The 13692-nt window shown below is 69.9% G+C and carries 13 protein-coding genes; 10 read left to right on the forward strand and 3 right to left on the reverse strand.

What is annotated here, in order from left to right; genetic code table 11:
- The first annotated feature begins 139 nt into the window (after positions 1–139).
- The 7 genes from HHL11_RS29040 to HHL11_RS29070 all read left to right on the forward strand — a co-directional run bounded on the left by HHL11_RS29040 (position 140) and on the right by HHL11_RS29070 (position 8674).
- Entirely contained in the window at positions 140–712 is a 573-nt protein-coding gene (locus tag HHL11_RS29040) for a hypothetical protein (protein ID WP_169422088.1), read from the forward strand.
- Between the two features lie 48 nt (positions 713–760).
- Entirely contained in the window at positions 761–2062 is a 1302-nt protein-coding gene (locus HHL11_RS29045) for a CsgG/HfaB family protein (protein WP_169422089.1), read from the forward strand.
- Positions 2063–2106: 44 nt separating this feature from the next.
- A complete protein-coding gene (locus tag HHL11_RS29050) occupies positions 2107–6588 on the forward strand; it encodes a beta strand repeat-containing protein (RefSeq protein WP_169422090.1) in 4482 nt (1493 codons plus the stop codon).
- A 71-nt stretch (positions 6589–6659) separates the two neighbouring features.
- Entirely contained in the window at positions 6660–7175 is a 516-nt protein-coding gene (locus tag HHL11_RS29055) for a hypothetical protein (RefSeq protein ID WP_169422091.1), read from the forward strand.
- Between the two features lie 68 nt (positions 7176–7243).
- The gene (locus tag HHL11_RS29060; RefSeq protein ID WP_169422092.1) at positions 7244–7498 is read left to right on the forward strand and encodes a hypothetical protein; all 255 of its coding nucleotides are present in this window, start codon (positions 7244–7246) and stop codon (positions 7496–7498) included.
- Positions 7499–7656: 158 nt separating this feature from the next.
- On the forward strand, positions 7657–8298 hold the full coding sequence (locus HHL11_RS29065; RefSeq protein ID WP_169422093.1) for a hypothetical protein: 642 nt from the start codon (positions 7657–7659) through the stop codon (positions 8296–8298).
- A 22-nt stretch (positions 8299–8320) separates the two neighbouring features.
- Positions 8321–8674 (forward strand): YciI family protein, encoded by a 354-nt coding sequence (locus HHL11_RS29070; protein ID WP_169422094.1) that lies wholly within the window; start codon positions 8321–8323, stop codon positions 8672–8674.
- A 4-nt stretch (positions 8675–8678) separates the two neighbouring features.
- On the opposite strand, the gene HHL11_RS29075 is transcribed toward HHL11_RS29070, so the two are convergent.
- Positions 8679–9446 (reverse strand): tetratricopeptide repeat protein, encoded by a 768-nt coding sequence (locus tag HHL11_RS29075; protein WP_169422095.1) that lies wholly within the window; start codon positions 9444–9446, stop codon positions 8679–8681.
- Positions 9447–9568: 122 nt separating this feature from the next.
- On the opposite strand from HHL11_RS29075, the gene HHL11_RS29080 reads away from it, so the two are divergent.
- From HHL11_RS29080 to HHL11_RS29090, 3 genes are read left to right on the forward strand one after another with little or no spacing between them, the layout of a single operon-like run.
- Positions 9569–9991, forward strand: coding sequence for a YciI family protein (locus tag HHL11_RS29080; protein WP_169422096.1), 423 nt, complete (start codon positions 9569–9571; stop codon positions 9989–9991).
- Positions 9992–10011: 20 nt separating this feature from the next.
- Entirely contained in the window at positions 10012–10422 is a 411-nt protein-coding gene (locus HHL11_RS29085) for a VOC family protein (RefSeq protein WP_169422097.1), read from the forward strand.
- 7 nt (positions 10423–10429) lie between these two features.
- Complete coding sequence (locus HHL11_RS29090; RefSeq protein ID WP_169422098.1) at positions 10430–11704, forward strand: RNA polymerase sigma factor; 1275 nt, start codon at positions 10430–10432, stop codon at positions 11702–11704.
- Between the two features lie 96 nt (positions 11705–11800).
- On the opposite strand, the gene HHL11_RS29095 is transcribed toward HHL11_RS29090, so the two are convergent.
- Together HHL11_RS29095 and HHL11_RS29100 are read right to left on the reverse strand one after the other, a co-directional pair.
- Positions 11801–12973 (reverse strand): MFS transporter, encoded by a 1173-nt coding sequence (locus HHL11_RS29095; RefSeq protein WP_169422099.1) that lies wholly within the window; start codon positions 12971–12973, stop codon positions 11801–11803.
- An 88-nt stretch (positions 12974–13061) separates the two neighbouring features.
- Positions 13062–13640 carry a DUF2889 domain-containing protein gene (locus tag HHL11_RS29100; protein ID WP_169422100.1) on the reverse strand — a complete coding sequence of 193 codons (579 nt, stop codon included), beginning with the start codon at positions 13638–13640 and terminating at the stop codon, positions 13062–13064.
- Between the last annotated feature and the right edge of the window lie 52 nt (positions 13641–13692).

Raw genomic sequence — 13692 nt, forward strand, 5'->3', positions numbered from 1 at the left:
CCTATTAGGAAATCGGCTCCAAACCCCTGGCTCAATCTACCTACCGATTCAGGTTTGAAAGAAGTTGTAATTCAGTCCATGGATTCGTTGCAAAGATGAACGCAGCGAAACGAGAAAACAGCTCACCACGGACGGAACCATGCAACCCTTCCTCGTAAAAACGGCCGCTGCCTGCCTGGCAGCCCTGCTGCTTGCCGCCCTGCCGGCCCGCGCCAACAACATCGGCGAAAACAGCTCCTGGTCTTTCGAGACGACCCAGGAAAAGTCGGCCCGCCAGACCAACCTCGACCTCTCCGAGCGCAAGAAGGGTGGGTACTACGACTCCTTCCAGACGTACACCACCAACAACACCTACATCCAGAACCAGACCAACTGCAGCCTGTCGGCGTCCTCGGTCGGCAACTCGGGCAGCAACGGCCTGTCTTCGTACACCTCCTCGCCCTCGGTGAGCGGCAGCGCCAGCACCTCGGCCGGTTCCACCGCCAACGGCGCGACCAACAGCACCCTGGGCGCGACCGGCCTCACCAGCACCCAGAGCAACAGCGGCAGCCTCTATTCGGGCGTCGGCTCCTCGATCACCAGCGGCACCACCGGCAGCGTCGCGGCCGGCGGCGGCACCTCGAGCCAGGTGCTCAATTCGCAACAGACCAGCTCCGGCGTCCTCACCGCCGGCGTCAGCGGCAGCACTGCCTGCGCCGGCGTCCGCTACTAAGCCTCTCCGCGGCGCAGCGCGCCGCCTCCCTCTTCTCCAAGGATTCCCGTGATCAAGACCTTCAGCACGTCCACCGTGCTGTTGGGGGCCCTGCTCGCCCTCGGCGGCTGCAGCACGCTCCCTTCACAGCAGTTTGCCCCCGACGAAGCCCCCGTCGTCGTCGGCCCGGCGCCCCGCGCCAACGTGACCTCCATCGAGCCGTCCCTGGCCTGCCTGGCCGAGACGCTGCGCAGCTGGCACGCGCCCGTGCTGGGCGTGGCCGTCGGCGACGTCAAGGACTACACCGGCAAGTTCAGCCAGACCGAAGGCAGCGAGATCACCCAGGGCGGCGCCCTGATGGTGTACTCCGCGCTCGGCAAGCTGGGCGAGACCGTGCGGGTGCACGAGCGCTTCGACACGCGCATCGCCGAACTGGAACTGGCCTACACCGACCGCCGCCAGCTGGGCGACGGCCAGCGCCATGACATCGAGCAGGGCAAGCCCGCCGTGCCGTGGCTGCCGTACTTCGGCGGCTCCATCCTCAAGTCCGACTACTACATCGTCGGCGGCATCACCGAGCTGAACTACAACATCGCCTCCGGCGGCATCGAGGCCGACATCGCCGGCTACAACGCCAAGGCCCGCACCTACAGCATGAACGTGGGCGTGGACCTGCGCATCGTCGACACCCGCACGCTGGCGGTGGTCAAGACGGTGAGCCTGCAGAAGCACGTGATCGGCGAGGAAGTCGGCGCCGGCATCTACCGCTTCTTCGGTTCGCGCCTGGTCGACCTCAACGCCGGTTCCAAGAAGCAGGAGCCGCTGCAGCTGGGCGTGCGCGCCACGCTGGAGCAGGGCGTCATCGAGCTGGTCGCCGCCGTCACCAAGGTCGACGCGTCGCCCTGCACCGGCGCGCAGCCGGCTCCGGCCCCCGCACCCGCCAAGCCGCGCGCCGCCGCGAACACCGTGCCCGCCGCGGCAGCGCCCGCGCCGCAAGGCACGCAAAGCGGCCTTGCCCCGCAGAACGCGACCGGCGCCGACGCCGCCGGCCAGCAGCTCGTGGCCTTCGACATCAACAGCAGCACCATCGCGCCGCGGGCGCAGGGCGTGCTGGACGCGCTGGCGCAGGAAGCCGGCGCCGGCCGCAACCTCACCGTGCAACTGCTGGCGCGCGACACCGAACAACTGCCGCCGCAACAGCTGGCCGACCTGATCGAGCAGCGCGTGCGCGCCGTCAGCGACGCGCTGGCCGCCAAGGGCGTGACCCCCGGGCGCATCCGCGTGAGCTGGCGCGCCACCCGCATCGACGCCAGCGTGCCGCGCATCGGCGCCGGCTACGTGGCGGTCGCCACCGTCGTCATCGGCTCTTGAGCCGTCCCATCCACCCCTCGCAGATTCCCCCTCGAAAGCAACAAGTGAAGAAGAAGTCCGTCCAATTCCGCCGCACGATCCTGGCCACGGCCTGCGTGCTGGCCGCCGGTGCCGCTTCCGCCCAGGTGTCCTACCCCTGGGGCCCGTCCGGCACGTACAACCTGTCGTTCGGCGCCGCCTCCTCGCAGCAGCTGAGCCTGCGTGACTACATCCTCGCCATCACGGCGCCGCAGGAGAACCCGGAATCGGTTTCCGCGCTGATCCAGGCCGCGTCGGCCGGCGGCACCTTCCAGGGCGGTTCCGCGAACGGCGTCACCGTCGGCGGCAACAGCATCGCCGCCAAGGCGACCGGCAGCGACAACTCCTCCAGCGCCGACCTCGCCCTGCTGCGCAGCGGCGCCGAAGGCCAGGACGGCATCGGCATCGCCACCTCGCAAGTGCGCGGCAACAACTCCTACCCCTACGGCTACGGCACGCAGACCGAAGCCCGTGTCGACGGCTCGCACATCGGCGTCGACAGCTACGGCATGACGCCCGCCAGCGTCGCCATCGAAGGCAACGCCGTTTCCGCCGCCGCGGTCCTGAACCAGTCCGCGTCCATCGCCTCCGGCGTGGTCCCGGCCGGCTACGGCGCATCGCAAGCCGTCGCCTCGATTTCCTCCTACTCCGTGGAGCCGTCCATCGGCGCCGCCGCCCAGGCCTCGACCAGCAACGACGGCATCATCGCCAGCACCGCCGGCTCGGTGAACGTGGCCACCTACCAGTCGGCGCAGCAGGCCGGCGTGAACGCCGGCTCCGGCGCCAGCGTCCGCTACACCGACGTCGCCCTGCAACTGGGCGGCGGCGGCACGGCCGAACAGGGCCTGAGCCTGAAGGACAACAGCATCTCCGCCGGCTACGCGGCCAACAGCGCCAGCAACGCCGTGCAGGCCACCGGCGGTTCCACCTTCGCCACGAGCGCCATGGTCACCAACGTGCAGGCCAACGGTGAAGGCCGCTACCTGCCCATCCCGGTGGGCGACGAGCCCCTGGTGCCCGTCACCCCCGGGCCGCTGAGCTTCGCCGCCTACGGCGCCGAAGTGCCGAACGCCACCGCACAGGTGGAAAGCAGCCGCATCACCGCCGACCTCGGCGGCTACGACGAAGCCGGCCCGACTGCGCTGGCAGCCGCCCTGCGCCTTACTGGCAACTCCATCTCCGCCACCTCCACCGGCAACGCCGCCGGCGCCCGCCTGGCCGACGGCACCGTGCAGGCCGGCAACAGCATCGTGCTGGACGCCTCCACCGTGGGCCGCAGCGGCTACGACTCCGGTTACCTCGGTGCCGGCGCGCAGCTGCACACCGACGGCAGCTACTCCGACGCCAGCCTCTACGCCGACCTCGGCCTGCTGAACACCCAGGCCAACAGCTCCACCACCCTGGCTTCCCGCGTCTACGGCAGCGGCGTCGCCGCCAACGTGGATCGCCTGCTGTCGCAGGCCGCGGTCGCCATCAGCGGCAACAGCCTGAAGGCCGACGCCACCGGCAACCTGGCCGGCAACCTGGTCGACGTGAAGGCCACCGACTTCGGCGCCACCGTCGCCGCGGCCAACGTGCAGAGCAACGACGACACGTCGATCTCCGCCTCGCAGGAAGAATCGCAGGTCACCGTGCAAGGCGGCGGCAGCGGCCGCAAGGTCACGGTCGGCGGTTCGACCACCCTGGCCAACAACACCATCGCGGCCACCGCGGCCGGCAACATCGCCGCCACCAGCGTGTCCGTGCAGGCCACCCGCCTGCAGTCCGTGGACTCCGAGTCCGGCAGCGCGATGGCCATCGCGCAGACCTGGGAAGGCACTTACGCCGGCGCCCGCGGCGGCGTCACGGCCAGCAACCTGCAGTCCAACACGGGCTCCAAGCAATCCATCGACGCCTCCATCTACGGTGGCGTCGTCGGTGCCGACCTGACCGGCAGCTACTACGGTGAAACCGCCGGCCGTCCCCGCCTCGACAGCGCCACCATCGCGCTGACCGGCAACACCATCGTCGCGCAAGCCACCGGCAACGGCGCCGCCACCGGCGTCAGCCTGGCCGGCACCGACGGCCTGGTCCACGCGGCAGTCGCCAACGCGCAGTCCAACGACGTGCGCATCTCCGCCACCGCCATGGAAACGGGCGTGTTCGCGCAGACCGGCCCGGCCGCCGGCAGCACCATCACCGTGCAGGGCAACGCCGTCGGCGCCGCCGCCACGGCGAACCAGGCGAGCAACACGTTGTCCGCGCAGTTCGCCAACATGGACGTGTCGTCCTCGCCCTACTACTACGGCGACTCCATCGACGGCCCGGGCTTCTACGGCAACCGTGCCGTGCAGGCCATCGGCAGCGCCCAGCGCAACAGCGCCGACGTGACCGCCAGCAACACCAGCGAGTCCGGCTTCGCCACCGCCACGGTGACGGGCGCGCGCGGCATCATCGGCAGCAACGTCACGGTGCAGGGCAACCAGGCCACGGCCACGGCCGCCGGCAACCAGGTGCGCAACGCCATCGCCATCGATGCCGGCTCCATGGGCCGCCAGTACGGCAGCGGCGCTTCCATCGCCGACATCAGCAGCACGCAGGACAACTACGGCTCCACGCAGTCGGTGCTGGCGGGCTACGGCCAGCAGCTGTCGATCGGCGCCCACGTGCAGGGCGCGATGGACAGCGCCAACGTCGCCGTCACGGGCAACACCGCGCTCGCCACGGCCACCGCCAACGACGCCAGCAACAAGCTGGCGGTCACCGGCGGCAGCCTGGGCCAGTCCAGCGGCTATGCGATGTACGGCATGCCGTACTCCAACGCCACCGACTTCAACCTGGCGAACCAGCAGAGCACCGACGGCCCGGTGCAGGCGCAGGCCAGCGATGTCCGCATCGCCATCGAGCGCGCCGGCAACCGCAACGACTACGTCGGCGGCTCCACGCTGGCCGTCAACGGCAACACCATCGCCGCGGAAGCCCGTGCCAACAGCGCCGTGAACGCGGCCTCGCTCACCGGCTTCACCACGCTGGCCAGCAGCGCCGCGGTGTCGAACAGCCAGTACGGCGAATCCAGCGTCGATGCCCGCGTCGATGGCGCCCAGCTGCGCATCCGCAGCGTGGACAGCTCCGTCGAGAGCTCGCAGCTGGCGATGAAGGACAACACGGTGAAGTCCCTGGCCGTGGGCGCATCGGCGACCAACAGCCTCGACGTGCAGGCCACCGCGCTGCAAGGCACCGCGCCGGTGTACTACCCGGACGTCGTGTCGGTGATCGCTCCGCTGGCCATGGAGTCCACGCCCGCCGGCTACGCCGTCGTCAACAACCAGTCCCAGTGGGGCTCGGTGTCGGCGCGAACCGAAGCGTCGGTGCGCATGAACCTCTCGGGCTCCGGCCTGGAAGGCGGCACGGCGACCGTGTCGGGCAACGCGATCTCCGCCGTGGCGCAGGCCACCAGCGCCAGCAACACGCTGAACCTGGCCGGTACCACCATCGGCAGCATCGGCGGCACCGTGAACAACAGCCAGTTCACCTCGGCCGACGTCTCCGCGGAGCAGGCTTCGCAGCCCCAGGCCGGCGGCAGCTTCGTGGTGCAGGCGGGCGGCGTCTACGCCGCGCCGCTGACGGTGAGCAACAACAGCGTGCTGGCGTCCGCCGGCCAGAACGAGGCCTTCAACAGCGCCAGCGCCAGCGGCGCCACCGTGGCCGGCCAGTTCAGCGTGCTGAACTCGCAGCAGGGCCAGGGCTCCGTCTCGGCGCATGCCGACACGGGCCTGGTGGGTGTCTCCGCCAGCGCGGCCTCCGGCAGCAGCCTCGCGGTGACCGGCAACACGGTTGCAGCGAAGGCAGCGTTCAACACGGCGACCAACAACCTGGCTGTCGAAGCCAGCGCCGCCAACGCGGCCGGCGGCTCGGTGAGCAACGTGCAGACGACGAACTCCGGCAACGGCACGGCCTCGGTCGGCAGCTATGAAGGCCGCGGCACGATCGTCGGCGTGAGCCAGGGCCTGAACGGCTACAGCCAGGGTGTCGCCCTCAACGGCGGCACGGCCAGCGTGAACGGCAATGCCATCAGCGCCGACGCCTCCGGCAACACCGCGGCCAACGCGCTGAGCGTGGCGGCCCCGGCGGCCACCGGCTACAGCTACGGCCCGGCGTGGTCGGTGCTGAACACGCAGGCCAACGCGGCTGCGCTGAACGCCACCGTCACCTATGGCGGCCTGTTCCTGAACGGCGCTTCGCTGCAAGGCAGCTCCGCGGCGGTCACCGGCAACACGGTGGCGGCCACGGCCAGCGGCAACACGGCCAGCAACTCCCTGAGCCTGGCGGGCACGCAGTCCGGCTACGGCCAGGGCGCGGCGATCAGCAACGTGCAGACCAACAGCGCCTCGATCAGCGCCATGGTCCGCGGCGCGATGGTGGGCGTGGGCGCCGGCCTGGCCGGCGGCGGCAGCACGGTGGTGACCGGCAACAGCATCTCGGCGCAAGCCGTGGGCAACACCGCGGTCAACAAGCTCGTCGCCAAGTAAGGCGCGTTGCGTGAGGGGGCCGGACGCCTGCAGGCGGGCCGGCCCTTTTTTTTCATTCGAAGGAGAACCCCATGGCCCTGGCCTCCACCCCGGCGCTGCTCGAGGCCCTTGCCATCCGCGTGCGGCGCTGCCTGCCGCTCGCGGTCTGGCAGGAAGTGTTCGAACGGCAGCGAGGCTGCAATGTCCTGTTCGAGGAGCATCACCTGACGCTGCTGCATGCGGACCCCGAGGATCCCGTCACCGGCCCCGAAGCCGCGCTGCTGCAGCAAGGGCTGCGCGCGCTGGCCACCAGCTATCACGGCAAATCAGATTACAGCGCTGCCCCCAGCTCGCTGACCTTGTTCCGCCATCCGCAGCGCGCGTTGCGGATGGCGACCGCCTTGCGCCAGCGCGTGCAGGACATGCGCTTTCGCGTCGGCATCCACACCGCGCCCTGCCACCTGGGCATCTTCGAAGCCCAGGACCGCCACTGGGTCGTCGTGCTCGGGCCGGAACGCGAGCGCGCGGCCTCGCTGGCCTGGAACGCCGCGGCCGGCGCCATGGCGGTCTGCCCCGCGAGCCGCCGCGCGCTGGGCGCGCCCGCCTGAAGCCGGCACTGCTGCTTGCAATCGGCCCATGCCGCTCGGTTACGCTCGCAGGCTCATCAGGAGTACCGATGGATTTTCTGAGCACCCTGCATACCGACGTGAAGCTGTTGCTCGTCGGCGGGGCACTGGCATTGCTGGCGGGCCTGTTCAGCGGCACCAAGAAGAACGAGCACCGCTACATGGCCGTCTTCGTCGCCCTGATGGTGATCGCCGGCGTGCGCTTCCACCAGCACAGCGCCCAGGACGATGCCGATCGCAGCGCCAGCACGGATGCGGCGGTCAACCAGATGAAGAGCGGCGGCCTGCGCTCCGCGCGCCGCTGACTCCGGCGGCTTCAGCGCCGGCGCGGGCCGCGAGCTCGTGTATGCGAAAGGGCTAGGCAAATCACGGAGGCACGCCACGCGAACTCCCTAGCTTGCGCGAATTGAAAGCGGTTGTAATCCGATGCATCAATTCGTTGCCAAGCTCCTGGAGTCCGAACGTGCAGCCTGATCCCGTGAGTCCCCAACTGGAAGAACTTTCCGCCCGCGTCCTGCGGTTCCTGCCGCGCAGCTTGTGGCACGAACTCTTCGTGGAAGGCAATGGAGACGGCGTGCGCTTCGAGGACTGCACCTTGACGCTGTTGTTCGCGCAGGCTTCGCGGCCGGTGCCGGAGCAGGCGGCGGCCCTGCTGCAGCGCGAGATGCGCTGGCTGGCGGGCAGCCACCAGGGCAAGGCCGACCCGAGCGCGGGCCCGGACCACCTCGTCATGTTCAAGAATCCGAAGGCGGCGTTGCGGATGGCCTTGGCCCTGCAGAACAGCGAACAGAACGTGCAGTTCAAGGTCGGCATCCATACCGGCCGCTGCACGCTGGCGCTGTTCGAGGCCGAAGGGCGCCAATGGGCGCTGGCCCTCGGCCCTGAGCGCGACGAAGCCATCGCCGTGTCCGCCAAGGCGGTGGCCGGCACGGTGATCATCTCGGGCGGCACGTGCAAGGCGCTGGGCGATGCGCTGGACGAGGAAGTGGGCGGCGCGCTCGTGTCCGAGGAGTTCGAGGGCGCGGAGCTGGTGCAGGCCACGGTCATCCTGCCGCCGAAGCCGACGGCTTTCCAGAGCAGCTTCGCCGGTCTCGGGCTGACGTAAAGCCGGTGCGTATGATGAGGACATGTCCTACATGCTCCTCATCCACGAACCCATCGGCCAGCGGGCCACGCGCACGCGCGCCGAAGGCGAAGCGGTGTACGCGCGCATGGGGCAATTTGCGGAAGGCCTGAAGCAGCGCGACCTGCTGCTGGCCGTCGAATCGCTGCAGAACGTCGACAAGGGCACGCGCGTACAGGTGCGCGCCGGCAAGGCGCAACTGCTGGACGGCCCGTTCGCCGAAGCCAAGGAAATGGTCGGCGGCTTCTTCCTCCTGAATTGCAGGACGCGCGAAGAGGCGCTGGCCATCGCGCGCGAATGTCCCGCCGCCGAATGGGCGAGCGTCGAAGTCCGCGAATCCGGTCCCTGCTACCTCTGAAGCCTCACTGCGCCGGCGGCTGCTGCTGGCGCACGCGGGCGATGTACTGCAGCTCGCCCGCCGCGCGCGGGTCGCGCGGATCCACTTCCAGGCATTGCCGGTACAGCTTCTCGGCTTCGTCCAGCTGCCTGCGTTCGACCAGCACGTAGGCCTGCGAACGCAGGGCGCGCGTCAGCTCCTGGTTGCGCACTTCGGGCGGCGAGAACTCGCGCGCCGCCTGCTCGGCGCGGGTGAAGGACTGCATGGCGGCGTCCATGTCGTGCAGCACCAGCTGGACCTGGCCCAGCTCGGTCAGGACCATGGCATTGAGCGGCGCCAGTTCCACCGCCGCGGTCTCCGCGGCCAGCGCTTCGTTGGGACGCCCCAGGTCCAGCAGGGCATAGGCCTTCAGGTGGTAGGCATTGGCCCAGTTGCTGGAATAGACGCCGGCGCTGCCCGGCGCCTGGGCCTGGTTGCTGGCCACCTTCATGGTGTAGGCCAGCGTCTCCGGCGTCGAGCGCGCCGAGAACACGAAAGTCTTCGCGCCGCGGTAGCTCGCTTCGTAGGCGGCGATCACCTTGTCCAGCTCGGGCAGGGCCTGCTGCGGGCGGCCCGCCTTCAGCAGGCCGGCGCCCGCGACCAGGTTGCGGGACTGCTCCAGGTCCAGGCCGTCGGTCGCGGCGGGCCGCGCCTGGGGCCAGGCCGCGGACACGGCCAGCAGCAGCGGGAGCACCAGCAGGCGGGCAAGGCGCATCACTTCCTCCTTGATGAAACTGCCGCGATGCTGGCTCATGCGCGGCGGGCTGTCATCCGGCCTAGGGTTTGTCCGGAGCGCTCGCCTGTCGATTTCGCCTCGACTCGTTCGTCGTGCCAGCAAGAGCCGCGGATCGCCGCTTAGTCCACCAGGAGAGAACCATGCGCTTCATGATCATCGTCAAGGCCACCGCGGACAGCGAAGCCGGACGCTTCCCGCCCAATCCCGAGCCGCTGTTCGCCGCCATGGCGGCCTACCACGAGGAGCTGGCCAAGGCCGGCGCGCTGCTCGATGCCTCCGGCCTGCAACCGAGCAGCACGGGCTGGCGCGTCCAATACGATGGCGGCAAGCGGAGCATCGTCGACGGGCCCTTCACCGAATCCAAGGAACTCATCGCCGGCTACACGCTGATCCAGGCGCGCAGCCGCGAGGAAGCCATGGAATGGACGCGCCGCTACCCCAACCCGGTGGGCGAGGGCGTGCAGTGCCACATCGAGGTGCGCCAGCTCTACGAACTGGAAGATTTCGAAGGCAAGATCCAGCCCCAGACCGCGGACCGCTTCCGCGACATGGGCATGCAGTAAGAAGGAAAGGACAAGAAACGATGGCCCGCAAGATTTTCGTCAACTTGGCCGTAAAGGACATGAAGCGCTCGCAAGCCTTCTTCCGCGCGCTCGGCTTCGACTTCAACCCGCAGTTCACCAACGAGCAGGGCGCCTGCATGGTGGTGTCCGAGGACATCTTCGTGATGCTGCTGGTGGAGCCCTTCTTCGCCACCTTCATCAAGAAGCCCATCTCCGACGCGAAGAAGGCCACCGAAGTGCTGGTCTGCCTGTCGTGCGACAGCCGCGAGGAAGTGGACGCGCTCGTGAAGAAGGCGCTGGCCGCAGGCGGCACCGCGCCCAACGCGCCGCAGGACCACGGCTTCATGTACGGCCACGGCTTCGAGGACCTCGACGGCCACGTCTGGGAGCTGGTGTGGATGGATCCCAAGGCCGCGCCGCCGCAGGCTTGACCGCCCGATGCATTCGGCCACCCACCAGGCGATCGCCGCCGTCTGGCGCATCGAGTCCGCGAAGATCGTCGCCGCGGTGGCGCGCATGGTGCGCGACATCGGCGTGGCGGAGGAACTGGCCCAGGACGCCCTGGTGGCCGCGCTGGAACACTGGCCCACGGAGGGCATCCCGGACAAGCCCGGAGCCTGGCTGATGACGACCGCGAAGCGCCGCGCGCTGGACCAGATCCGCCGCAACAAGCTGCACGGCGAGAAGCTGGAGGAGCTGGGGCTGGACCTGGAGGCGCAGGAGGCGCTGGTGGTGCCGGACTTCGTCGACGCGCTCGACGCGGCGCGGCAGGACGACATCGGCGACGACCTGCTGCGGCTGATCTTCACCGCCTGCCATCCGGTGCTGTCGCCGGATGCGCGGGCGGCGCTGACCTTGAAGCTGCTGGGCGGCCTGACGACGCACGAGATCGCCCGCGCCTACCTGGTGCCGGAGCCGACGATCGCGCAGCGCATCGTGCGCGCGAAGCGCACGCTGTCCGAAGCGAAGGTGCCCTACGAAGTGCCGCGCGGCGCCGAACTGCAGCCGCGCCTGGCCTCCGTGCTGGAGGTGATCTACCTCGTCTTCAACGAAGGCTATACCGCCACCGCCGGCGCCGACTGGATGCGGCCGGCGCTGGCGCAGGAAGCGCTGCGGCTGGCGCGCATGCTGGCGGAGCTGGCCGCGGGCGAAGCGGAGACGCACGGCCTGGCGGCGCTGCTGGAACTGCAAGCCTCGCGCATGAACGCGCGCACGGACCGCGAGGGCCGGCCCATCCTGCTGCAGGACCAGGACCGCGCGCGCTGGGACCACCTGCTGATCCGCCGCGGCCTGGCCGCGTTGGCACAGGCGGAAGCGCTGGGCGGCGGCATCTACACCTTGCAGGCGGCCATCGCGGCCTGCCATGCACGCGCGCCGACGGCTGCCGACACCGACTGGGCGCGCATCGCGGCGATCTATTTCGAGCTGGCGCGCATCGTGCCGTCGCCGGTGGTGGAACTCAATCGCGCCGTCGCCGTCGGCATGGCGCAGGGGCCGGCCGCGGGCCTGGAGATCATCGACCGCCTGCGCGCGGACAAGGCCTTGCGCAACTACCAGTGGCTGCCCAGCGTGCGCGGCGACCTGCTTTCGAAATTGGGTCGGCACGCCGAGGCGCGGGAAGAGTTCTTGCGGGCGGCGGAGCTGGCGGGGAACGAGCGGGAGCGGGAACTGCTGCTGGCGCGGGCGGACGCATCCCTGCGCGGGACCCTGTAGGGTGCGCAGCTCTGCTGCGCACCGCGCGACACGGCCGCATGGTCACAGGTGCGCAGCGGAGCTGCGCACCCTACGAGTCCCGGTCCCGTCCGCGAATCACCCGTGCCGCATCGACGCGATCGGGAAGCGCAACTCCCCGATCGCCCACACGAGCAGCGCCCCCACCGCCATCGCCGCCCCGATCGCACACGCGCCCGCCCACCCGTACTGCGCATACGCCGGCCCGGTCAGCGCCGAGCCCACGGCGCCGCCGGAGAAATACATCGACATGTAGACGGTCGTCAGGCGGCTGCGCGCCTTCGCGTCCAGCCGGTAGACCTCGCTCTGGTTCGAGATGTGCGCGCCCTGCAGCCCCAGGTCCAGCAGCACCACGCCGGCGATCAGCGCGACGAGCGAATGCGTGCCCAGGAACAGCAGCGCCCAGCTCGCCACCACCAGCAGCACGAAGACGCCCGTGGACACGCGCGCCCAGCCCCAGTCGGCCAGCCGCCCGGCGAAGCGCGCGCTCATCGCGCCGATGGCGCCCACCAGCGCCACCGCGCCGATAGCCGCTTCGCCGGCGTGCCAGCTCTCGCGCAGCATGAAGGCCATCGCGGTCCAGAAGGCCGCGAAGGCGCCGAACAGCAGGCCGCCGATCAAGCCGCGCCGGCGCAGCACCGGTTCGTCCAGGAACAGGTGCACGATGGTCTTCAGCAGCGCGGGATAGCTGCCCTTCGCGGTGGGCTCCACGCGCGGCAGGCGGCGCTGGCACAGCCAGCAGAAGCCCGCCATCAGCACCGCGGCCAGCAGGTACACGGCGCGCCAGCCGGCGACTTCGGCGATCAGGCCGGCGGCAAAGCGGGCCAGCAGGATGCCGATCAACAGGCCGCTCATCACGGTGCTGACGACGCGGCCGCGCGTCGCATCGGGCGCCATGTGCGCCGCCAGCGGCACCAGGATCTGCGCCGCCACCGTCGTCGACCCCAGCAGCACCGAGACGCCGAGCAGCGCGTGGAAGCCGGGCGCCAGGCCCATCGCGGCCAGGAACACCGTCGACAGCGCGGTGCAGGTGACGAGGAGCCGGCGCCGCTCCAGCAGGTCGCCAAGCGGCACCACGAACAGCAGGCCGCAGATGTAGCCCAGCTGGGCGAAGGTCACCAGCAGCGCCGCCTGCGTGCTGGTGAGGCCGAAAGCCTGCGCGAAGAGCGCGAGCAGCGGCTGGGCAAAATAGTTGCTTGCCACGCACAGGCCCGCGCCGGCCGCCATCAGGCGGACCAGGCCGGGAGTCAATGGATTCTGTTCGGGAGTCGGATGCATCGGGAACGGGTGGGCCTGCAGGTCGCCTGGCCTGCAGGCATGTCTGGCGAAGAGGGAAAGATCAGTCCGCCTTGGGCTGGCGGTAGAACTGCGGCGCCACGCGCTGCACCACCGGCCCGTCGAAGCGCCAGGACATGCACTGTCCCATGTAGAACGGCGGCTGGTCGCTGCCGGCGCCGCGCGGGCCGGCGCTGCCTTTTTCCATCTCCCGATAGTGCGGGATCATCTGGAAGGCCGCGGTCGCCGCGTTGAACACCAGCTCGCGGATGTGGGTGCAACCAGCGACGCCGCCGATGGCGCCGTCGATCTTCTTGCGCCAACCCGGGCCCATGGTCAGGCCGACCAGCTTGCGCAGGGGTTCGCTGGACGCCTCGTGGCACTCGCCCCAGGGCACCTTGGCCATCGCGGCCTGCGCGTCGCGGATCGTGAAGCCGTCGTCGACGGTCAGGCGCACGCGAATCAGGTGGATCGGTTCGCCCGGTGGCAGCACGCCGCGCTCGTTCAGCGTGATCTCGATGGCCTTGGTGTCGGACAGTTCGCAGTCGATGTCCCACAGCCCGTCGTCGCGCAGGAACCCTTCGAACTGGATGCGGCGGGTATGGATGGGGCGGCGCGGGGCCGCCGCGGGAAGCTCGGTCATCCCCGCATCTTAGGCCGCGGCTCCTACAGCTGTTTCGGAGGCCGCCGACGGC

This window comes from Ramlibacter agri (assembly GCF_012927085.1).
GTDB classification, from domain to species: Bacteria; Pseudomonadota; Gammaproteobacteria; order Burkholderiales; family Burkholderiaceae_C; genus Ramlibacter; species Ramlibacter agri.

Coding starts and splice junctions, on each gene's coding strand:
- HHL11_RS29085 (WP_169422097.1), top strand. CDS start 10,012: ATGGCCCGCAAGATTTTCGTCAACTTGGCCGTAAAGGACATGAAGCGC.
- HHL11_RS29090 (WP_169422098.1), top strand. CDS start 10,430: ATGCATTCGGCCACCCACCAGGCGATCGCCGCCGTCTGGCGCATCGAG.
- HHL11_RS29080 (WP_169422096.1), top strand. CDS start 9,569: ATGCGCTTCATGATCATCGTCAAGGCCACCGCGGACAGCGAAGCCGGA.
- HHL11_RS29070 (WP_169422094.1), top strand. CDS start 8,321: ATGTCCTACATGCTCCTCATCCACGAACCCATCGGCCAGCGGGCCACG.
- HHL11_RS29060 (WP_169422092.1), top strand. CDS start 7,244: ATGGATTTTCTGAGCACCCTGCATACCGACGTGAAGCTGTTGCTCGTC.
- HHL11_RS29040 (WP_169422088.1), top strand. CDS start 140: ATGCAACCCTTCCTCGTAAAAACGGCCGCTGCCTGCCTGGCAGCCCTG.
- HHL11_RS29055 (WP_169422091.1), top strand. CDS start 6,660: ATGGCCCTGGCCTCCACCCCGGCGCTGCTCGAGGCCCTTGCCATCCGC.
- HHL11_RS29075 (WP_169422095.1), bottom strand. CDS start 9,446: ATGAGCCAGCATCGCGGCAGTTTCATCAAGGAGGAAGTGATGCGCCTT.
- HHL11_RS29100 (WP_169422100.1), bottom strand. CDS start 13,640: ATGACCGAGCTTCCCGCGGCGGCCCCGCGCCGCCCCATCCATACCCGC.